This is a genomic window from Paenibacillus xylanilyticus (assembly GCF_009664365.1).
GTDB classification, from domain to species: Bacteria; Bacillota; Bacilli; order Paenibacillales; family Paenibacillaceae; genus Paenibacillus; species Paenibacillus xylanilyticus_A.
This window is the reverse complement of record NZ_CP044310.1, coordinates 6,333,502-6,355,140: the sequence shown is the minus strand read 5'-3', so window position 1 is coordinate 6,355,140 and position 21,639 is coordinate 6,333,502. Positions and strand designations below refer to the sequence as shown.

General features: G+C 47.8%; 19 protein-coding genes. 13 read left to right on the top strand and 6 right to left on the bottom strand.

Annotated elements, in window-relative coordinates:
- The first annotated feature begins 84 nt into the window (after positions 1 to 84).
- Entirely contained in the window at positions 85 to 2,184 is a 2,100-nt protein-coding gene (locus F4V51_RS28320) for a TerD family protein (RefSeq protein WP_153980452.1), read from the top strand.
- Positions 2,185 to 2,356: 172 nt separating this feature from the next.
- Here the strand turns inward: F4V51_RS28320 and F4V51_RS28315 are convergent, their stop codons facing one another.
- On the bottom strand, positions 2,357 to 3,094 hold the full coding sequence (locus F4V51_RS28315) for a glycosyltransferase family 2 protein (protein WP_153980451.1): 738 nt from the start codon (positions 3,092 to 3,094) through the stop codon (positions 2,357 to 2,359).
- A 216-nt stretch (positions 3,095 to 3,310) separates the two neighbouring features.
- On the opposite strand from F4V51_RS28315, the gene F4V51_RS28310 reads away from it, so the two are divergent.
- From F4V51_RS28310 to F4V51_RS28280, 7 genes are all read left to right on the top strand, one after another.
- The gene (locus F4V51_RS28310) at positions 3,311 to 4,183 is read left to right on the top strand and encodes an AraC family transcriptional regulator (protein WP_153980905.1); all 873 of its coding nucleotides are present in this window, start codon (positions 3,311 to 3,313) and stop codon (positions 4,181 to 4,183) included.
- Between the two features lie 562 nt (positions 4,184 to 4,745).
- Positions 4,746 to 5,714, top strand: a complete 969-nt coding sequence (locus tag F4V51_RS28305) for an SMI1/KNR4 family protein (protein WP_153980450.1) — start codon at positions 4,746 to 4,748, stop codon at positions 5,712 to 5,714.
- Between the two features lie 218 nt (positions 5,715 to 5,932).
- Entirely contained in the window at positions 5,933 to 6,733 is an 801-nt protein-coding gene (locus F4V51_RS28300; RefSeq protein WP_153980449.1) for an SDR family NAD(P)-dependent oxidoreductase, read from the top strand.
- Between the two features lie 62 nt (positions 6,734 to 6,795).
- The gene (locus F4V51_RS28295) at positions 6,796 to 7,530 is read left to right on the top strand and encodes an SDR family NAD(P)-dependent oxidoreductase (protein ID WP_153980448.1); all 735 of its coding nucleotides are present in this window, start codon (positions 6,796 to 6,798) and stop codon (positions 7,528 to 7,530) included.
- Positions 7,531 to 7,593: 63 nt separating this feature from the next.
- Entirely contained in the window at positions 7,594 to 8,007 is a 414-nt protein-coding gene (locus F4V51_RS28290) for a MarR family winged helix-turn-helix transcriptional regulator (protein WP_110758206.1), read from the top strand.
- Between the two features lie 108 nt (positions 8,008 to 8,115).
- Positions 8,116 to 8,526, top strand: coding sequence for a flagellar basal body rod protein FlgB (flgB, locus tag F4V51_RS28285; protein ID WP_153980447.1), 411 nt, complete (start codon positions 8,116 to 8,118; stop codon positions 8,524 to 8,526).
- A gap of 158 nt (positions 8,527 to 8,684) precedes the next feature.
- Entirely contained in the window at positions 8,685 to 10,007 is a 1,323-nt protein-coding gene (locus F4V51_RS28280; protein WP_153980446.1) for an ATP-binding protein, read from the top strand.
- A 63-nt stretch (positions 10,008 to 10,070) separates the two neighbouring features.
- Here F4V51_RS28280 and F4V51_RS28275 read toward each other — a convergent pair whose 3' ends face one another.
- Positions 10,071 to 10,688, bottom strand: coding sequence for an NUDIX hydrolase (locus tag F4V51_RS28275; RefSeq protein WP_153980445.1), 618 nt, complete (start codon positions 10,686 to 10,688; stop codon positions 10,071 to 10,073).
- A 218-nt stretch (positions 10,689 to 10,906) separates the two neighbouring features.
- Here F4V51_RS28275 and F4V51_RS28270 point away from each other — a divergent pair, with 218 nt between their 5' ends.
- A complete protein-coding gene (locus tag F4V51_RS28270) occupies positions 10,907 to 11,275 on the top strand; it encodes a DUF4180 domain-containing protein (RefSeq protein ID WP_153980444.1) in 369 nt (122 codons plus the stop codon).
- A 27-nt stretch (positions 11,276 to 11,302) separates the two neighbouring features.
- Entirely contained in the window at positions 11,303 to 12,427 is a 1,125-nt protein-coding gene (locus tag F4V51_RS28265) for an SGNH/GDSL hydrolase family protein (protein WP_153980443.1), read from the top strand.
- Positions 12,428 to 12,515: 88 nt separating this feature from the next.
- Here F4V51_RS28265 and F4V51_RS28260 read toward each other — a convergent pair whose 3' ends face one another.
- Entirely contained in the window at positions 12,516 to 13,043 is a 528-nt protein-coding gene (locus F4V51_RS28260) for a dihydrofolate reductase family protein (RefSeq protein WP_153980442.1), read from the bottom strand.
- Positions 13,044 to 13,118: 75 nt separating this feature from the next.
- On the opposite strand from F4V51_RS28260, the gene F4V51_RS28255 reads away from it, so the two are divergent.
- Both F4V51_RS28255 and F4V51_RS28250 read left to right on the top strand, forming a co-directional pair.
- Positions 13,119 to 14,021, top strand: a complete 903-nt coding sequence (locus F4V51_RS28255; RefSeq protein WP_153980441.1) for a helix-turn-helix transcriptional regulator — start codon at positions 13,119 to 13,121, stop codon at positions 14,019 to 14,021.
- A 285-nt stretch (positions 14,022 to 14,306) separates the two neighbouring features.
- The gene (locus F4V51_RS28250) at positions 14,307 to 14,573 is read left to right on the top strand and encodes a CD3324 family protein (RefSeq protein WP_153980440.1); all 267 of its coding nucleotides are present in this window, start codon (positions 14,307 to 14,309) and stop codon (positions 14,571 to 14,573) included.
- A gap of 246 nt (positions 14,574 to 14,819) precedes the next feature.
- Here the strand turns inward: F4V51_RS28250 and F4V51_RS28245 are convergent, their stop codons facing one another.
- Complete coding sequence (locus tag F4V51_RS28245) at positions 14,820 to 16,637, bottom strand: AbfB domain-containing protein (RefSeq protein WP_236146855.1); 1,818 nt, start codon at positions 16,635 to 16,637, stop codon at positions 14,820 to 14,822.
- A 300-nt stretch (positions 16,638 to 16,937) separates the two neighbouring features.
- On the bottom strand, positions 16,938 to 18,386 hold the full coding sequence (locus F4V51_RS28240) for a DEAD/DEAH box helicase (RefSeq protein ID WP_153980438.1): 1,449 nt from the start codon (positions 18,384 to 18,386) through the stop codon (positions 16,938 to 16,940).
- Between the two features lie 489 nt (positions 18,387 to 18,875).
- Between F4V51_RS28240 and F4V51_RS28235 the strand changes: the two genes are divergently transcribed.
- Positions 18,876 to 19,814 (top strand): macrolide 2'-phosphotransferase, encoded by a 939-nt coding sequence (locus tag F4V51_RS28235; RefSeq protein WP_153980437.1) that lies wholly within the window; start codon positions 18,876 to 18,878, stop codon positions 19,812 to 19,814.
- Positions 19,815 to 19,889: 75 nt separating this feature from the next.
- Here the strand turns inward: F4V51_RS28235 and F4V51_RS28230 are convergent, their stop codons facing one another.
- On the bottom strand, positions 19,890 to 21,404 hold the full coding sequence (locus tag F4V51_RS28230; RefSeq protein ID WP_162010006.1) for a leucine-rich repeat domain-containing protein: 1,515 nt from the start codon (positions 21,402 to 21,404) through the stop codon (positions 19,890 to 19,892).
- Positions 21,405 to 21,639: the final 235 nt, after the last annotated feature.

Genomic DNA, 21,639 nt, shown 5'->3' with positions numbered 1-21,639 from the left:
AGGCGTCCAGGCTATTATATTCCTTCCTTCTCAATCTAACCTTTCATGTTATATAGGGATATAGCTTTCCTGGACTCTTTTATCATGAACCATAACACCATTTATTTAAGACGAGCAAACAAACTGATTATCGAACATCAAGGGGAGAAACAACTGCCCAAGTCTTATCTGGCTACTGCCCTTAAAAATATTGAAACGCTGGGATACACGTTCTCTGATGAACTGATGCGAGCCGTACGAAGACTATCCAAGGAACAGTTTGAAGCTTTGGTTGTTCAGTTGGTAGCGGATCTGAGAGTGATGGTCGGGGCACAGGTGAAGTACAAACCGATGTATCCGGGATTTCCCATGCAGGTCATGCAGGAAGATGAAGCGGAGCTGTATCTCAATGCCATCATTCACTACCTAACCTTGGTATATCCTGATCGTGAACCTGTTGATAGACAGCCTTTGTCCGACAAGACAGATCTGAAAGTGATCCACTTGGGAAGTGAGGAAGGGTTCAGAACACTCATCCGCCAGCTGATTGAAGCAAAGGGCTCGATTTCGGAGACGGACAAGAATGACATCGATACCGTACTGGAACATGCGGAACCGGATGAGGTAGATGCGATACTGCCTATTGAAATTCCGTTCAAGGAGAATGTGGGCTTCGTGGTGGCTTCGCTGTTGAAACATGAAAAGGCGAGGTTAGAACGAATCGGCCCATACTTCAAAACAGCAACCGACGTCCTGCGTCTGGCTGCTGCCTGGTCGAACGGTGATGTTAGTCTTGCTGCGCCTGTACGCTTCCGCAATTTCAAACGCCGTGAGAGACGTTTATTGCTAGGTTTACTAGAGCAATGCGGACAGATCACCGAGGATATGCTCCGGTATAAGGATCGCTGGGTTCGTCTGGGGGAGATTCTGCATCCTTCCGAATATAAGCTTCGGTATCCTCGCTGCGAAGAAGCCTTTGATATTCTGCGCAATAACAAGCCGTTTGCAACCTTTAATAGAAGCGTGGAGCTGGCGTTCCAGTATCACAACACCTGGAGCCTGATCGATCTGCTGTCGCAGCGTCCGGGTGAATTTGCCAGAAGACTGGATCATCTATTGCGAATCACTGAGGATGAGGCCTATGTATTGTTGGCATTTAGTGAGGTAACTGCACAGGTATCGACGCCGGTGCTGCTGCAGGTGAGACAACATTTTGCCCAGCGTAATGAACCCCAGGATCTTCGTGTCTTTTTTCCAAAAGGCAACGTGGCAAAGGCATTCGGCGTTCCGAATCAGCTGCCAGAGCTGGATGAAGCGACGTGCCAGGAAGTTGTGCAATTGTGCGAGCAGGCACTGGTTGAACGATTCGCTGCTCTTCCTCCGCTGGGTAAGACGTATATCGATGAACAGCTCCATGACTATCTTGTGCCGTTTTCCCAACGTTCCGCGAGCAAGGCCCTGCGTACCCTCGTGAGAGGCAGCCGGGTACCCATGGGTGAAGGAGATACGATTCGTTTCTTCAACTGGTGGAAGGAAGGCATGGTCAACGGGCAGGACACAGGACGCGTTGATATTGACCTGTCTGCGGTGATGTATGACGAGAACTGGAATTATGTTGAGCACATCTCCTATACGAATCTGCGCTCCACCAAGTATAAGGCTGTTCACAGCGGAGATATCGTATCGGCTCCGCAGGGCGCATGCGAGTTCATTGACCTGCATATTCCGTCGATCGTTAATTATGGAGGGCGGTATGTCGTTGCTTCATTGCTGTCGTTCACGAGTCATCCGTATTGCGATCTTCCGGAATGCTTCGCGGGGTGGATGATGCGCAAGAAGCCAGGATCGGGTGAGATTTTTGAACCGTCTACGGTGGCTAACAAAATTGATATTACAGCCGATACACAGATTACGATTCCTGTCATACTTGATCTGGTAGATCGCACGGTGATCTGGACCGATCTTGCCCTAACCAGCCACCCAAACTATTACAACAATGTAGAGGGCAATGAAAAGGGAATGGTCTTGATGGGCAAAGCCATGACCGGATTGCGCAAGCCAGACCTGTACGATCTGTTCAAGCTTCATGCAACGGCCCGGGGCGAACTGGTAGATACACTGGATCAGGCAGACACAGTCTATTCGGTGAAGCAAGGGGTTACTCCTTATGACATCGAGCAGATTATGGCAGAGTACCTGGTTTGAGTTTAGCGAATGTGATTTGTGCAAAAAGAAGGGCAGCTCTGCTGCTCTTCTTTTTTTGTGGATGTAGACTCCGTATAGAGTTATGAAACAATAAGCTGATGACTCACCTATGCTTCAAATAATTTAACTATTTGGAGGAAAAATTTAAATTAAGCGCGTAGATCAGCTGCCATCAGAATTGGCCCTTCGGTTTTTTCTGTACATATCGCTTATAATGCTTCGTTGTTCGGATCTTCTTGCTTTGCGAGAGGAGTTCGCGATCACTGATGATCCAAGTGTGGCCGGAGGAGTTTTTCCTGCGGATCGCGACAAAGTTATGCCTGCCTCCCGAGTATACCTTGTATCCCTTCCGTTTACTTCTTATACAAAACAGATCATCTTCACCGACGCTTCGATTCGGAAACTGGACATGGCTGAATACATATCGTTTAAAGACAAGCGTAGCACCTGGGAGGAGGGTTACAGGGCGATGTTCATCCTGGGGAAAACGAAGGAGCAGCTTCCTGGGTCCTCTTAAATATAGATAATGTGCCCGCTTGCCAATGACATCGGCATTCGTTCTCTTGAAGGTCTGCAAGCTTTCCGTCAAATAGTAGGGAGCATAGTAATCGTCATCATCAAACTTGGCAATATAGCCGTATTTTGTTTTCTTGACCGCATAATTGAGGCAAGCACCGAGAGAGGTACGTTCCGGCAGACGAAAAACGTGTACGTTCCGAAGCTTTTTGGCTAAGCTTTGATAAGGAGCAAGAGGGATATTATCGTTGTTGACGATAACGATCATCTCTTTCTTGGAGTGCTTCTGTCGGCTGTAATTTTTAAATAGATTATGGATATAATGCTGGCGTTTGGTGCAGGCAATGATAGACACGCCTTGTTTGGTCTTGACTGTACCGGGGCTGGCTTCCATTCGATCGCGCTCCTTATCCGTGAGGTTCAAAACGACCTTTCTATAAAATATGTACATAACAAGTAAGAGGAACGGCCTTGATATAAAATGGAGAATTCGCCGTCTATGCTGGCCGTCTGCGGATCCATAAATTACTGCCTGCAGAATGGTGCAGGGAATGTCGGATGCCAGAAGAAGAGCTTTGTTATGCTTGGATCAATGGGGGAGGGAATGATGATGAATACACTGGCACGGCTCAACGAGGGGTTGGCCTATATTGAGGAGAATCTGACGGAGACATTGGATATGAAAGAGGTCGCGCGAATCGCTTGCTGCTCGGAATACCATTTTACACGAATGTTCTCCTTTCTTAGCGGTATTACCTTATCCGAGTACATCCGTCGCCGGCGCTTGACGCTGGCAGCAATGGAGCTCAGCAGTCATGACAGCAAAGTCATCGATGTTGCGCTCAAATATGGATATACCGCACCGGATTCCTTCGCCAGGGCATTTCAGAGCATGCATGGGGTCACACCCTCCGAAGCGAGGAATCATGGCCCTTCGCTCAAGGCCTTCCCCCGGATGACATTTCAATTGACCATTCAAGGAGGAAGTGAAATGAACTACCGTATTGAAGAGAAAGAAGCCTTTCGGATTGTGGGAATCAGCAAAAGGGTGCCGATCGTGTTCAATGGGGTAAACCCCGACATTGCTGCGATGTATCAGCAGCTCACCCCGGAATTGATTGAGACGATCAAAGGGGTGTCGAATGTTCAGCCGCTGGGGATCATCAGTGCTTCGGCTCATTTTAGCGAAGAGCGGATGGAGGAGAAGGGCGAACTGGATCATTATATCGGTGCAGCCACGACCCAAGTGGCCCCCGAAGGTCTGGCATGTCTGGAAGTACCCGCATCAACATGGGCTGTGTTTACTGCGGTTGGCCCCTTTCCGAGTACGCTTCAGGATGTGTGGGGACGAATCTACGCCGAGTGGTTTCCTTCGTCCGATTATGAACTTAGCGAAGGACCGGAAATGCTGTGGAATGAGCACAAGGATGTTACCTTGCCGCAGTACAGAAGCGAGATATGGATTCCGATCCGGAAGAGCTAAAGTAACGAGTAGTATTCTTAAGGTGAAGCAGGAAAATAGACCGGATACGTGGAAAGGGTAACCGACCTGTTTCATAACCATTGGAAGAATTGCATTCATTCAGTAGTATGACATCATACTTGGGGGTGGTAACCATGGATCGCTTGAAACACAGTGGATTTTATAAGCTTAAGTTTCTGGTAACACCAGAGGAATTCAAAGGTCTTTACTGGGCAGGAAAAGCTCCATTACCACCCCCATTTTGTATACTCCATAACAATGAACTTGGATGATAAAATCTCTGGTTTTTTCATAAAAAACGAAGGAATCAGCTTCCCTTATCGCGGAGCGTGGGCCTTCAACGGATGATGTGCAGGAGCTAAAACCCTCTGTGCGGGTTAGTAGAGATGCAGCAGCCGATCTGGCAAACTCATGGATCTTCACAACCTATTCGCTTGTGCTGAATATGGCATAAGGCCAACTTGAATATTAGTCAGGAATGGCATTGCTGGAGAAGGCAATCTGATAAATGGTATAATTTTCAGCAAGGGATATCGAGCGAATGATCAGGGAGGTACGAAGGATGAGAGAAGAGTTATTGGAGCAGCTGGAAGAGTGGCATGAACAGGATGAATTCGAAGAGATTGTGGATGCGATTACAGCCATCGATGTGGAAGAGCGCGACTATGAGCTAATCGGTCATTTGGGTAGAGCGCTGAACAACCTGGAGCGTTACGAAGAGGCAGTTGAACAATTTCTGACGGTTTCCGAAGAGGGTCAGGACGACCCCTTGTGGCATTATCGCATTGGTCTGGCATATTATTACCTGGAGCAATATGAGAAGGCACGTGAGGCTTTTGAAACAGCAGACCGGCTGTATCCGGGAGATGAAGATACACAGGAGTTTCTCGAATGGATTCGCAGTAAGACAGCCGAGAAGCCTGCTGAGGAAATAACTCAAGTGACAACTCAGGAGACGGCTCAATCCGTCCCGGCAATCTCCATGGAGCAGCCCAGTGTTAGTGATCCGAATTCCACGGATTTCTGGGATGACAATGCCGAAGCTGTGCAGAACTGGATTCTGCCTTCACCTACGGACGACCAGGTCGAGTCGGTAGAGGAGCGGCTCGTTTTCAAATTGCCTAGAGCTTATGTCGACATGATGAAATTACATAATGGTGGGATCCCTCGTTATCGATATGTTCCAGTCAGCGAAGCTGGGGCTGCAGAGAAGAGACTCATTGAGATCTCGGGCATGCTGGGCATCGGCCAGGAGAAAAAGCATTCCCTGTGCGGTGAAGAAGGCAGCAGATGGATCATTGAGCAAAATGGCTATCCGGAGATTGGTGTGGTTCTATGTAAGTGCCCATCGGACGCTGAGATCGTTATGCTGGATTACCGTGCATCGGATAATGCGGGTGAGCCTGAGGTTGTTCATGTGGATAAGGGGAACAACTATAAGATCACCTGGATTGCTCCCGATTTTGATACCTTTGTCCGTAGTCTGGTCAATGAGGACAATCGCCGTCCTGACTTGTCTAATTCAATTTAAGTTAGTCTACCCATACCCTGTTTGACCCTTTCATTCCAAATGAGAGCGTTGGACAGGGTGTTTTCGTTTTTGCGATAACCAAAATAAGTTAAATGTATCCATGCCATTGCATATCGGATAGTCTGGTGCTATTATTTAGACATCAAATAGTTATATATCTAAATAATAATCATCTTAGAACCATTACAGGTTTCTTAAATATAAGGAGCGTGGTGAATATGGACAGAATGAAGGACAAGGTTGTGCTAGTTACCGGAGGAGCTTCTGGCATCGGCTTATCCGCAGCCAACTTAATGGCTGCGGAAGGTGCTAGAGTCGTCATTGCCGATTTTAATGTCGATGGCGCTATAGAAGCTGCCAAAAACATTCAGCTCCGAGGAGGCGATGCCGTAGGCATATTTGTTGATGCTGCAAAAGAAACCTCAATTCAAGAAGCAATTGAATTTACGGCACAGCGATACGGTAAGCTCACATGCTTGTTTAACAATGTGGGCTTGACCAACCTCAAGAAGGATTTGGACGTGGTTCATGTAGACCTGGATGAATGGGATCGACTGATGAATGTTAACCTCAAGAGTGTACTTCTGGGATGCAGATTTGCCATTCCTCATATGATCCGTGCTGGCGGGGGTTCCATCATCAATACAGCATCCATGGCAGGCTTTACCGGTGATGCTGTTCGTGTGGCTTATGGCGCTTCCAAAGCAGGTGTAGTCAATCTTACCAAGTATATTGCAGCCCAATACGGGAAGCACAACATTCGTTGTAATGCGGTTGCACCCGGTCTGATTTTGACACCGGCAGCGCAGGATAACATGCCACAAGACGTCTTGAATATGTTTGCAAAATATAATGCACTGCCTTATCACGGAGAACCGGATGATATTGGACATACCGTCCTATTCCTGGCTTCCGACGAGTCCAAATTTATTACCGGCCAGACGATTCAGGTGGAAGGCGGGCATTATATCGCTAATCCAACGGTTCCTGATTTTGAGCAATTTATGCAAAGCGTATAAGCCTTCATTGCTGGCTTTATTCCTATAAACAAACATTCAAAACAAAGTGAGGAGCAACGGACATGAGAAAATTGGAAGGTAAAGTAGCTATTATTACAGGCGGAGCTTCAGGCATTGGCGAGTGCATGGTGGATCTTTTTGCACAGGAAGGTGCCATCGTGATTGCAGCAGATATTAATGAGGCAGCGCTGGAGACAGCTAGCCAGAAGCAGAATGTATATGGAATGAAATTAAACGTGGCGTCAGACGAGAACTGGGAGGCACTGGCGAAGGTCGTCAACGAGCGATTTGACAAAATAGATATCTTGGTCAACAATGCGGGTATCTCATCCGAAAAACCATTTGAGGAGATCAACGCACAGGACTGGGAGAAGATGCTTTCCATTAACGGATTTGGCCCGTTTGCGGGTATGAAGCATGTGACTCCATATATGGCCGCTCAGAAGAAAGGCTCCATCGTTAATATTTCTTCGTATACTGCAATGATTGGACAGGGCTTCAATCACTACTCGGCGTCGAAGGGCGCGGTACGTGCGTTGTCCAAAGCAGCGGCTACGACATTCGGACGTCAGGGCATTCGTGTCAATGCTCTTTTCCCAGGGATTATCGAAACGCCTATGACCCAATCCCTGAGCACGTCCCAAGAACTGCTTGGTCGGCTGATTCAGGCAACGCCTCTACAGCGTTTGGGTCAAGCTATGGATATTGCCAAAGCGGCACTGTTCCTGGCTTCCGATGATTCCTCCTATATTACCGGCTCCGAGCTGGTCATTGATGGTGGATACTCCGCACAATAGTGTGTAGAATAATGACAGCTCTTAATTTTCATTAGGGGCTGTCTTTTTTATGAGGAGGCAGTTATGGAAGAGAAAACAATTTTTGAAATCATACACAATATGGATACCTTCACCAACAAGTTGATTATACAGTGGAACAAATCATTTAATGAGGACCTGGGCGTATCTCATGTGCTTGTGCTTTCCCATTTGAAGCAAAACGGAAAAAGTCGACCTTCGGATATTGCGAAAGTACTGGGGCTTACCCCGCCAACTCTCAGTTATTTATCCGACAAGCTCGTCGGAAAGAAACTGGCTGTCAGGGTCGTTGATGAATCCGATCGCCGCAATAGTTACCTGGATATCACCGAGGATGGCTCCGAAGTTCTTAGCAGAGCATCCATGGAGGGACAAAAGCTGCGCAGAGCGTTATTTGAAAAGCTAACTGCACAGGACCGGGAGAAGTTAGCGGAGATTTTTGAAAAGCTGAATCGCTAATGTTGTGTTAAGTTTTATATGTAAGAATTGAGTGAATGTTGACAGAGGGCAACTTTTTTTCTTATGATAAGTGGGACTGCACCATTATGCTCTGAAGGAGACTGAGCCGTGATTGAAACCAACACGTCAAGACGCAATGAATCTCTTTTGCAAGTGCTGAACGTGCAGCACAAGGTCACCACTGACAATATTGCCAATGCAGACACACCCAATTACAAAAAGAAATCGGTGGAGTTTGAAGAAGCACTGAGACGTATCGTTGAAAATGGTACAAGCAGGGAGCTGGATATGCACCGGACACATCCGAAGCATCTGCCTGCCAAAGACCTCAATTCTTCTGTCGTTCCATACCGGATTGTGGAGAACAACGAAACAACGATGAACAACAACGGCAATAATGTGGACATTGATGCCGAAATGGCGAACCTGTCGGAGAACCAGCTCATGTATAACTACATGGTTGACCGGGTAAGCGGGCATTACAACAAAATGAAAAACATTCTGCAGAGCTTGAAATGAAGAATGTCCAGCGGCCCCGAGGGCTGCTTTTTTTATGGGCAAGTAACGAAAGCCGCTACCTTAACTAATTCATATAGAAAATGTGTATGCTAGTACAAGGGCATCAGAAATACAGCACGAGTGATCAATACGGATCCAGTTCACAGTAGGAGAAAGATATGCGTAATTGGCTTAAAAATGAGAATGTACAAATGACGGCAGTCGCCCTGGCTACAGCCATTGGTGCGCAATTTAAGATCAATCCTTTTCAGGAAGACTATTTTCGAATCGGCCTGGGCGTAAGCATTCTATTGTTCCTGCTTATGATCATGCCGCATCTGTCTTATGTGAAGACGGGGATTCTGACGGGGATCGTGAGCTTTATCGTGCAATCCATAGATTTACTGTACGATGTGAACTCGATGTCGGTCCTGGAAAGTTTGCATGACAACATTGGAGCGGGCATCTATTATATTGCCTTCTCTTATGGTCTTAGCAAGTTCAAGAACAGGTTTCACGAAATTCAGCCACTGCTCCTGGGTGGCTTAATTACATGTGTGGATTTTTCCTCCAATCTCATTGAGCTTTTCATTCGCGGTGTATTGAATGGGACCAGCATCTTCGATATGAGAGAATGGCTGTATCTGCTTGTTGTCGGTGGGCTGCGAAGTTATTTCATCAGCGGTTTGTATAACAGTATCGCAGTAAGACAGATGAGGCTCATGCATGCGGAGCAGGAGAAGCGGATGGAGCAAATGCTCAATGTAAACTCCGGTCTCTACGGCGAGGTCTTCTATCTGAAAAAGGCCATGAAGACAATCGAAGACATAACGGCGGATAGCTACGACCTATATCGGGATCTTAGGGAACAGGACATGAATCAATACAGTCAGCGGACACTGGGGATTGCTCAGCAGATCCATGAGGTGAAGAAAGACTCGCAGCGCATCCTGGCCGGACTGCTGAAACTATATGACAGTGAGAAGGCAGTCAACATGAGCCTGTCGGAGATTCTGAATTTTGCCGTGAAGGGCAATCTTAAATACGCTGAGATGCTGGATAAAAGAATACACATTCAAATGGAGCAGCAGTATGATTGTGAGTCGCCTTTTTACATTCCACTCTTAACGGTAATGAACAATCTGATCGCCAATGCTGTGGAAGTGATCGAGCTCGAAGGGACTATTCGCATACAGGTATATGAACAGGATGAGGATGTACATTTTGCAGTCATCGATTCGGGCAAAGGAATACCTGAAGCCAAGCGAAATATAATTTTCGAGCCTGGCTATACGACGAAATTCAATCAGGCAGGCATTGCCGCAACTGGAATCGGTCTGTCCCATGTTCGAGATATTGTCCAGTCCTTGGAGGGACATATCACGGTGGATTTTGCAGATCAAAGCGGGCAAGGGACCGCCTTTGATGTGTTGATTCCCAAAAGGAACCTGATCAAAGGTGCGGAACTCGAGAACACGATTCCTCCAGATCATAATCTGTGATAAACAGAAAGAGTAGCGACTGTACCCTTCGCGTGGGAGAGTCGCTATTTGGCGTGTTCGACTTTAATCCAGAATGACTTCTTTGGCGGGATGATCCAGAAACTCAAACATGGTCTTCACCTGCTCTGCTGTATTTCTTTCAAGCGAAAGCTCAGGCAGATCATGCCTGTCGAAGAACTGGACTGCACTGGTTTCCACACCGGTTTCAGCTGTACCACCTGTAATCTCGCACCGAATAAACATCTTGTAGATATGATAAGGTTCGGGTGGATGGCCATGGAATTTCTTATCCAATACGGCCAACAGGCGCAAGGGCACGACATCGAAGCCGGATTCTTCCTTGATTTCCTTCACGGCTACTTCCGAGGGAGAGAGACCGATGTCGCTCCAGCCCCCTGGCAAGGCCCAGGCACCATCGATTTTTTCCTGTACCAAAAGGATTTTGTTATCCTTGAAAACAACACCTCGAATATCGACTTTGGGCGTTGCGTATCCAGAATCACTCGCGAAAGTGAGTGCTATCTTTTCCTTGTTTACAGAAGTGTAGTTAGCCAGGATATCCACACTAATCTTTCTTAATTCCTCGTAGCGTTCGATATCGTATACATCTTTGCCATAAGTTAAACCGGTCTGAGCAATAGCCTGAATCTGTTTAGCCCAATCGAGCCACTTCATGTCCATGGTAGCATCCCTCTTTCTTAGGCAAATCGCGAAATATAATTTTTATAGGAAATAAATCCATTATAGCAGAGGAATTCCAGCGAGTGATTACAAATAAGAAGCAAACCCAGGAATGTTGGAGGAGCGAAATGTTCCATATTGCTGTGAAATATACATTGCTTTTTGCGAAGGAAATGCGAGATAGTATAGGGACATGAGATATGGAAGGAGCATGTGAAATGGATATTACAATCGATCAACAGGGCAACTCCAAGGTTGCTATTATTGAGAGTAACGACATCGTCATCAGCAAAGTGCAAGATGCACTGGATCTGATGGCGTCGGTAAATTACCTGAACGAGGCATACAAGATGATTATCGACAAATCCAACATTACGGAAGAATTCTTCGATCTGAAAACGAAGCTGGCCGGCGAAATTCTGCAAAAGTACGTTAATTACCAGGTGAAGCTTGCCATCGTTGGTGATTTTGACGGCTACAGCAGCAAAAGTCTGAAGGATTTCATTTATGAGTGCAATAATGGCAAGCATGTGTTCTTCGTAAAAACAAAAGAGGAAGCGCTTCATATCCTGCATGGCTTGGATTAATTATTATTCGTAGAGGAGGAATACAGGGTGAAAGAGAGTGACAAGTTACAGGTGCACGTTCTGTCTGAGATACAGAATCTGAAGGTACATGGCAGGACAACAGAGCAGCGGGCACCGCTGACGTTATTTTGGACAGGCAGCGCCATTGAACTCCAAGTCACAGGATCTGAACTCTGGGTGGAAGTGGAGTCGGACTATGATATCCATGAACCGTGGATCAGTATCCTGATCAATGGAGTTCCTGTAAGCAGGCAGATGGTCACAGCAGAACGGTATTGGATCTGTATCTTCCGGGGCATGAGCGAAGGTACAGTGAAGAACGTACGCATCGTCAAGGATGTGCAGGCCATGAGCGCAGACCCTGGCTGCTTATTGCAGTTCCATGCCTTGAAGTCGGATGGTGCATTCCTGCCTGTGGAAGAGAAGCCGTACAAGATTGAGTTTATTGGGGATAGCATCACATCTGGAGAAGGTGCAATAGGGGCCAGAGCGGAAGAAGACTGGATTCCAATGTGGTTCAGCGCGATACATAACTATACGTACATGACAGCAGAGGCAATGAACGCAGACTACAGAGTAATATCCCAGAGTGGTTGGGGTGTACTTACCAGCTGGGACAATAACCCGAACAATAACATTCCTGATTATTATGAACAAGTCTGCGGATTGCTCACGGGTGAGAATAACCAGGCAATCGGAGCCGGGGACCCGCATGATTTTGAGTCCTGGCAGCCGGACGTGGTTGTGATCAACCTGGGAAGCAACGATGGAGGTGCCTTCCAGACACCGGAATGGAGAGATCCCGTAACTGGAAAGGTACATAAGCAGCGTTTAAACGAAGACGGGAGCTATCATGAAGAGGACTTGACCGCTTTTGAGAATGCGGTAGACCGGTTTCTGGTCAAACTCCGCAAGAATAATCCGAAGGCTCAGCTTGTCTGGGCCTATGGCATGCTTGGTTTTCCCATGATGCCTGCCATCTATCGTGCAGTGGATCGTTATACGAAGCGGACAGGCGACCGAAAGGTATCCGTCCTGCAGCTCCCGGATACAACGGAAGAGACGATTGGGGCTCGGACTCATCCGGGTGAGTTATCCCACCGCCGGGCAGCAGAGACGCTAACGGAATACCTGCAAGGAATTCTGGCTTAATGAGGAATGCCGTACCAGGGCTGGCTGAATAAAACAAAGACCACACTTCTTCTTGGGGGAGCGTGGTCTTTTTCTCGTATTGGTTGGGTTATATCTGAACCTGATAAAGGATGGATACGATCTGACCGAGTGTCTGTGTTCTCATCATCTTCAGATTACTCGGTACAATTCCCTGGGGAAATAAGGGGATGCCTTCTCCGAGAATTTTCGGAATGATGGCCACTTCAATTTCATGAAGCAGTCGTTTTTCCATAACGGCCTGAACCAGCTGGCCGCCGCCAACAATCCATAGATCGGCATCGGATGCCTGCTGTAAACGGGGAATCAGGCTCTCCACGGGCTCAGTTGTAAACTGCACATGAGGGGCAGGCGGCTGCTCCGAACGGGAGAGTACATATGTGGGTCGGTCTGCATATAGGAAATCTTCGGATAGCTTAAGCACGTCTTCGTACGTGGTTCGGCCCATGACTACTGTCCCAATCGTTTGATAAAATGCAGCATACCCGTTATCTCCGCCATCCCCTTCCACGTCAAACAGCCAATCTACCGAACCGTCCTTTCTTGCAATATAACCATCCAGACTCATCGCAATGTACAGCACTACTTTATTGGACATAATAGATCGCTCCCTTCTGTTTCATATGATACACTCTAACTATGACAAATATTGACGCAGTTAGGTGGTGCAATCATGAATGGTCGAAAACTAGCCATAATGAGACTGATGGATTCAAGAAAAAAGTTTACCGCCCGTGAACTGGCGGAACGATTCGGTGTATCCGTCCGTACCATTCAGCGTGACTTGGATGCGCTGCAGGAGATGGGGTTTCCTTTGTACACGGAGGTCGGCGTGAATGGGGGTTACAGGGTTTTGCCTAATCGAATTCTGCCGCCCCTGCAGCTGACACAGAACGAGGCACTTGGTCTGTTTCTGATGATCGAATATTTGCAGCAGGTCCCGGATTTTCCGTATGGATCCATGCGAGAGCATTTGGCGGAACAGTATTTCTCCACCTTGCCGGCGGATGTGCAGGACCTGATTGTACGCATGAGAGAACATGTGACGTTTGTACAGCATCCGGGTGAGCACGCAGAAATGTTAACGACCGAAATTCTTCATGCTGCCGTAGATAAAAGAGAGATTGAATTTACGTATCATTCCCGAAAAGGGAGGAAAGAAACACAGGCCTATCCTATTGGCATCTACTATGAAAATGGATTTTGGTACATGCCTGCACGTCATAAGGAGCATGTGTTGTTATATCGCGTGGACCGCATGCAGCAATTGAGAGTGCTTGATTCCATAGATGAGTCCATTCCCAGCCTGCAGGCATGGTTTAATTCCGAAGACGACAGGGAAGGCGTAGAAGTGGTGCTGCATTTCACCGAGTTTGGTACAAGACTCGCACATTCGGATGTGCTGTTCCAGTCGATTCAAGGCAATGAATGGCGAGGGCTGGTTCCCCTAGAGGAATTCCCATTCACTGCACGGAAGCTGCTTGCCTACGGTCCTGAAGTTAAAGTGGTCTCGCCAGAACCATTGCAGCAGGCTGTTCGGGAGATGCTGAAGAAGAGTTGGAGCCAGTATTCTTAATGTGGAGGCGATGGAATGGTGCTGATCAGGAGGATATCGCCGTGTGTGGATCGAATGGATTCATGTGTGGGAATCAAACAGCGCCTAACCTATGGGTGCCGAATGGGGGGCTACCATGATTCAATTCATAAGAGGTTTCACGATCCGCTCTATGCAGAGTCCATGCGATGAACAACGGCGGTTGTTTGCATAGAGCCATGACTTTCCTTTCCGCCACATAGAACTCGGAAGTGTACGTCGTATGACTCTGCTGCCTTAAAGACTAATTTTAAGGAGCGGAGCAGCATGAATTATATCAATGCAGATGCGATCTTGCCGGAAGAATTATTAAAAGAGATCCAGAGGCACATCCCGGGTGGGCTGGTTTACATTCCAAAACCGAAGGAAGCTCACAAAAAGTGGGGCGAAAAATCGGGCAGCAGGGCGGTTGTGAAAGAGCGTAATGAGCAGATCCGGCGCCTATTCGCTGCAGGTGTAACTGTACATGAGCTGACGGAACGTTTTTTCCTGTCCATCGACAGTATTAAGAAGATTGTGTATTCCAAGAAATAAGGATGAAGAGCCACATTAGGGAAATCTAGTGTGGCTTTTTTTGTGTAAAGATTCGTTATTACATGTGAAATGGCACATTCAGGGAGCCATCTATTAGAGATTTACAGAATTCGCTTATGAGGCAAAAGAGCAGCGTGATACGAACCGATCCAGATAACCAAAGGCTGCACACTTAGATCAGATTCTAAGATGCAGCCTTTATAACAGTGGGATCTTACGGATGAGATCAGCCTTCACCACGTTAAACTAGAAATTGATTCGCCCGAACGTAGCGTCGCTTTTCACGGTAGAGCTGCTGGATGCGTTAATGGTATCTAGCTGCAGTACGTAGTCATAGTGCCGGATGTAATACCCGGGCTGGCTGTATGATTGGAGTGATATTTTGGAGCTGTCTGCCCAGCCGGGGCTGCTCAGAAAGGTTGCATCTCCCTTATAAGCGGCTGTGTCTACATAGGCTTCAAGCACAATTTTGTTGCTGCTGTTTCGCTTCAGGAAGTATCCCGGGAAGTTGATGGACTCCAGCGAAATGCCCGTTGAGCTGGCGAGACCAGGAACAACGCGGAACTGGGAGTCAAGTGCAGGTGAGACATTCGCGTCAATACGAGCTGTGAAATTGGAATGCCGGATAGAACGGTCCGGATAGTTATGTGAGCTGAACTGGCTGTAGCCTGTCGCTTCCGGGGCAGCAGGTCCCAGCATTTTAACCTCATGCAGTGTTGGAGTGTACCAATTACCCGGGTTGTTCCACAGCACGGCATTTACCATATGGATACGTACATAGCGGGCCGTAAAGTGCACTGTATCTGTGGTAAACCCGTAGGTCAGGTTATTGGTCCGATCCAGTGTGGAATAGTTGACACCATCGTTGCTGATCTCAATCTTGTATTTGTAATACCCCTCCGATCCTTTATACATAAACCAGGAGATATCGATCTCGGTAATGGTCTTCGGCACTCCGAAGTCAACCTGCCACCAAGCAGGCCATGTATTGGAAGAGGCCGCCCACGAAGTCTGGTAGTTACCGTCATTTACATTGGCAGCGGAAGAACCGGAGGCTGTCGAAATGGCCGTAGCTGTCTTGCCTTGAGCGTGATTGACGAGAGAGGACGGCGCTACCGTACCTGCAGCAGCATCGATACTCCAATCCTTATACCACTCCAGTGATGCCGTTCCGTTGGTATCGTTCAGGGTCAGAGGGAGCCAGATATGCTTGTGCTCGCCCAGATTCATTGGATTCCAGCGGTCTCCCATATAAATATAGGACGTGGTGCTGCTGCCTGTAATCGTGGCAATATCATGAATCTGCGATCCAAAGGCAGAGGGATTGCCAGAAGGGGTCAGTGCAGACCATGGTCCAGTCATGGATGTGGCTGTCGCATAAGCCCCCTGATTCGGATACCAGCCAGCGGCCTGGGAGGTGAAGAGGTAATAGCGGTTTCCCTTTTTCACAACGGCAGGGGCCTCTCGGTAGCTGTTCTCAAATAACCAGCCAACAAAGGATTCTACGCCTGTATAGCTTGCGTTCATTTTGAAAATAGCCATCGTATCGTTCGCTCCGCCATTCTTGCGTGACGCACTGATGAGATAGCCCGTACCATCGGTATCCACGAACACTGTCATATCGCGGGACTCATAGTCCAGTGGCCGGAAGCTGCCCTCATACGTGAATTTGCCACTTGGTGTATTGCTGGTCGCTACGGCGACACGTCCCAGATTATAATCCGTTCCGTTCTCATAATGTGCCCAGAGCACATACTGCTGCGTAGCGGGATTGTAGATCACTTTGGGGCGCTCAATCTTGCTGGAGGCAAGCTCTGTTGCGGAATCCTTGGTGAGGATGGCATTGCTGAATGTCCAGTTTTTCAGATCGGTTGAAGTATAGACGTTAACACTGTCAAACTTGCCACTTACCGCATGCTCACCATACCAATAATACGTGCTTCCCACTTTCAGAATATTGCCGCTGTTCGCATGAATGGGGTTACCTGCGGTATCCAGCCAATCGGAGCCGTTGCTAATGGTCACACTTGCCGCGTCCGTTCGTTCCGGATGGAAGCCAAACATCGTCAGTGTCAGAGTCAGAACCAGAATCCATGCATACTTCCTGCTTCTCATTACATGCACCTCCCCAAGGTATGAGCAAAGTGTAGCGCTTTCACATATATTCTAGCTGGACTTCCATTCGTTTCAAGTGAACAATTCATCCATTGCTGAACAAAGAAGTGCTTTTCGATATAAAGCGGCGAGAGCGGGGGGTTTTTGTATAAGATATGTTCTTCTGCTTGCTGAAAACCTGTATAAATCAAAGAAGGAGTGCCTCAAGACACTCCCTCTTCTAAGATATATTAAATTCGTATCATGTGCTTACACATGCTTCCCTTTGCGGACCTTCAGCTGCTTGCCCTTGACCGTTGTGTTTTGCATCATTTCCAGTACAAGCGGGCCTTTGCCGTTTAGAATCTCTACATCAGTCACATTATCGAGAATGGTGATAATCCCGATATCATCTGCGGTGACCCCCTCCAGTTTGGCGATGGTACCTACAAAGTCCACGGCACGCAGCTTTTTCTTTTTGCCGCCGTTGAAGTTCAGCTTCATGATCTGCTGGTTCAGCTGCTCACGCTTGTCTTTTTTGCGCTCAGGTACAATCTTCAGGCGTTTCTCGAATTCTTCCCTGCGGCGATCGACAGCTTCTTCAGATGGCGCCGGAACGACCGGGATCTCGAATCCGATATAGGATTCAATCTCGGCCAGGCGTCTGCCATCCTTCGGCGTAACCAGCGTGATGGCCTTGCCTGTCTTACCAGCACGTCCGGTACGGCCTGTACGGTGCACATAGCTCTCTTTTTCCAGCGGAATATCATAGTTGATGACATGAGTGATATTCGTGATATCGATTCCACGTGCCGCAACATCGGTTGCAATCAAATAACGGAATTGACCTCTTCTGAATGCATTCATGACTTCGATCCGCTCGTCCTGCTCCATGCCTCCGTGGATTCGGTCTGCTGGGTAGTCCAGGTCAGCCATCACCCGGAACAGTTTATCCACGTTCTCCTGTGTACGGCAGAATACAATGCAGCTGTCCGGATTTTCCACGATAAATAGATCCTCCAGCACAGCAGTCTTGTTGACTTCGGATACCCGAACAACCTCGTGTTCTATTGTAGCTGTTGTGAGACCACTTGCTTTGATCTCGATCTCTACCGGATGATCCATATACTTGCGTGAGAGACGGGCAACGTCCTCAGGGAATGTAGCGGAGAATAACATCGTTACGCGTTCGCTAGGCAAGGCCTGAATGATAGCCTGTACCGTCTCGATAAAGCCCATGTTCAGCATTTCATCCGCCTCGTCAATGACGAGATAGGCAATCCGCTCGAGCGGCAGCGTGCCGCGTTCGATATGGTCCAGCACACGTCCCGGCGTACCTACGGCTACATGTGTTCTTTGCTTTAGCTCTGCTTTTTGAACATAAAAAGGAGATTGTCCATAGAGTGCCGTGGCTTTAATCCGCTTATAGCGTCCAATATTGGTGATGTCTTCATTGACCTGCAGGGCCAGTTCACGGGTGGGCGTGAGAATTAGAGCCTGCGGTTTATTTTCATTCCATTCCACCAGCTCACAAATCGGAATACCATACGCAGCTGTTTTACCACTGCCTGTCTGGGATTTGACCACGAGGTCTTTATTTTCCAAAGCGACCGGAATCACTTCAGTCTGAACCTCGGTTGGCGTTTCATAACCCAGACTATCCAGTGCCCGGACGATCTCTTCGCCAAGCTTATAATCTTTGAATTGTTGCTTGCTCATTGTTAACCTCTTTTGCATTAGTTTTAAGTGCTCATACCAGAGACGTGCAGGATGCTTACTATAAGCATTGCACCATACCTATATCGTATACCTGTTCATTATACTCTATATGCAGGAAGGCCAGTGGAGGAATTGACCTAGGTACATGGGCAAATCAGGAAATTCATGCTGGTACCAGGAATTGGAATATGTTAGCATAGGGGTAACTTATTGAACGGAGGGATACGTGTGGCACATTTTTTCCGATTGAGATAGCAGCGAAACGTTTGTTTACGCGTGCTGTTTGCTGCCTGTGTGCAGATAATCGGGAGTGGTTTGCCTATTTACACGTATGCCGTAATCGATAGTGGACACTCTTGTCTAGGAGTGGTTCTTTGGTGTACCACTATTGGACTGCACATATTTAGGTATATCCCTTAATCCGAGATCAAGCACAGGCGTGAATGTCTGTGTTTTTTTATTTTTCTGAGGAAAAGGGGAGGAATGGGTATGACAGGACCAATTTCGAATGAACAGGTAAAACTTCAACAGGAGATATGGCTGCTTGCTGAACAGAATGGGCTTCGAATCCGCAAAGATTCGATGGAAATCAATGAGTCGGGGATGGACTTCAGGGTGGCCTTTGCTACGGATGAGAGTGGGCAAAAGTGGGTTCTGCGCCAGCCGAGACGTGGAGATGTATGGGAGCGTGCCGAGAATGAGCGCAAGGTATTGGGGGTTGTGAAGGAGCACTTGTCTGTTAAAGTGCCGGATTGGCAAATTTGTACACCGGAGCTGATTGCGTACCCCTTGCTGGACGGTGAACCGATTGCTGTGTTCGATCCTGCTGGGGGAGGATATGCATGGCGCTTTCCACTGGAAGACCTATCGGATGTATTCTTTGATTCACTGGCTGCTGCACTCGTACAACTGCATGGTATTGATGCCAGTGCAGCAGTACAAGACGGAGTGCTGAGCAAAACGCCTAGGGAAGTCCGCCAGGAGTTTGCCGCCAATATGGAGCAGATTAAGCAGAGCTTCACGGTACCGGAGCGACTCGCCGAGCGGTGGGAAAAATGGGTATCTACAGACCATTTCTGGCCTGAGCACGTCACATTCAATCATGGTGATCTGCATCCACCGCATATTATCGTCGATCCTACACAGCGGGTTACCGGGCTTATCGACTGGACGGAAGCGGAGATCGCTGATCCGGGGAAGGATTTTGTGATCTTGTATGGGCTTTTCCAGGATGCCGGATTGCGCGATCTGTTAAAGCGTTACGAAAAGGCAGGGGGAAAAACATGGCCCCGGATGTTTGAGCATATTCGGGAGCAGTGGGCTGCTTACCCGGTACTGGTTGCTAAGTTTGCTCTAATCACAGGGGAAGAGTCGACCATGGAGATGGCGAGGGGTATGCTGGCTAGCTGGGATGTGCCAAAGGATTAAACCGATTGTATAAATAATAAGCCTATCGCATGTAGTTCATACAAGAACCTGCGATAGGCTTATTTATCGTAACATTTAAGAGTCAATACTGTTGTCCGCCTGTTTATTCTCAAAAATCAAAATCGTTTTGCTTCGCCCGATATATCCGACTGTCGTGTTAAGCTGCTCCGAAACAAAGCGGACAGGCACAAAAGCCGTACCGTTTTCGATCAACAAGGGGGCATCATTCATCAGGAGCGAACCATCTACCACTACCTGTTTGTTGCCGGCAGTCCAGCGAATGGTTTGTTCACCTTGTGTGATTACGGCCTCCTGCTTGTTGCGATCCCAACCCACCTGGGCATTCAGTTGTTCGGACACAAATCGCAGTGGCACATACGTACGCCCTTCATGGATAAAAGGTGCAGCTTCCAGGGCGTATGTGCGATCACCCACATAGGCTGTGGTCGATCCTTCGATCAGACGCTGGAAACGGCCTTGCGGTGTGCGTTTCTGTTCCCGCACATTCATCTGGTTAAGGAGACTCATGGTACTGCTGCCACTCGATACGTCCAGGTAGTTATTTTGCACGGTCAATCCAGCGGAATCCGCTTCTGTCATTGGGGTCAGTACATTAGGAGATACAGAGGTGGAGGCTCCGATGTCCTGGACCGTATTCACGGGAATAGCCTGTGTAAAAGTAAAATCGGCAATCGGCGTCAGATCCCATACACGATTGTTTGCAAGCTTCAGTACCTCCAGCTTGGTGAGCTGTCGTAATGGCTCCAGATCATAGATCTGATTGGATTCCGCATTAAGCTCGGTTAACCGCACCAAACCTTCAAGTGCCTTGAGGTGCTGAATGTGGTTACTCGAAATGTCGAGCCCCTGAAGACGCGTCATATGCTGCAAGGGTGTCAGGTCCGAGATGGCATTGCCTGCCACGTTTAGTCTCAATAATGTATTGTCCATTTCGGTCAGTGGGGCCAGTGATTGAAGCCGATTATTTGCTACGTTCAGCTGCTGCAGCCGAGATTGATGAACCAGTGGAGACAGATCCGTAATCTCATTGTTGGAAATCTCCAGCCATTTCAGATGATCTAGATCAGACAAGGCAGATAGGCTGTAAATTTGATTGCCACTCGCGTAAAACGTATGTAAGCGGGTGAAGCCACGAACCACTTCTATAGAAGAGATAGAGTTGTTGCTGATGTACAGCCGTCCCAGTTCCTTCAGGTCAGCGAGTGGATCAATGGAGGTAATATAATTATTGCTTACGTCGATTTCCCGGAGCTGGTCCAGATGCTTCAGCGGGGTCAGATCCTCAATCTCATTGCCATATAGGCGGAGATGTGTCAGGTTGGTCGCATACTCCAGTCCCGACAGGCTCTGTATCCCTGCATTACTCAGATCAACAACGGTAAGCTGTTCCAGGTCGGAGGAAGTTAAGGGTGAATCTACCGGTTTGTTCAAGATCAGTTTAAGTCCGTTTTCCAGTGCAGGATCTTCTATGATGCCTTTGCCTGAGTCCATCGTTGCGTAGGCCATGGCTTGCCCCGACGCACCGATACTTAGAATGAATATTAGACATAGTAGTGCCAATCTTTTCATTGCATGCATTCCCTCCGATATTCTTGAAATTCTCTGCTTTTATGTAGTCCATCTCCAAAGTTAAAGTCAGATCAACAGGAGTAAATCCTTAACATTTCTCTAGTTATTAACCCGTCAGCCGAGAAAAGGAACATTAATTTCAGGGGACAGGTAACAACTCTACTTCTATTCTATATGAAACAAGCCTTGATCTGTACTCCTACAGGTGAACTTTACCAAAAAAATCTTTTGGACT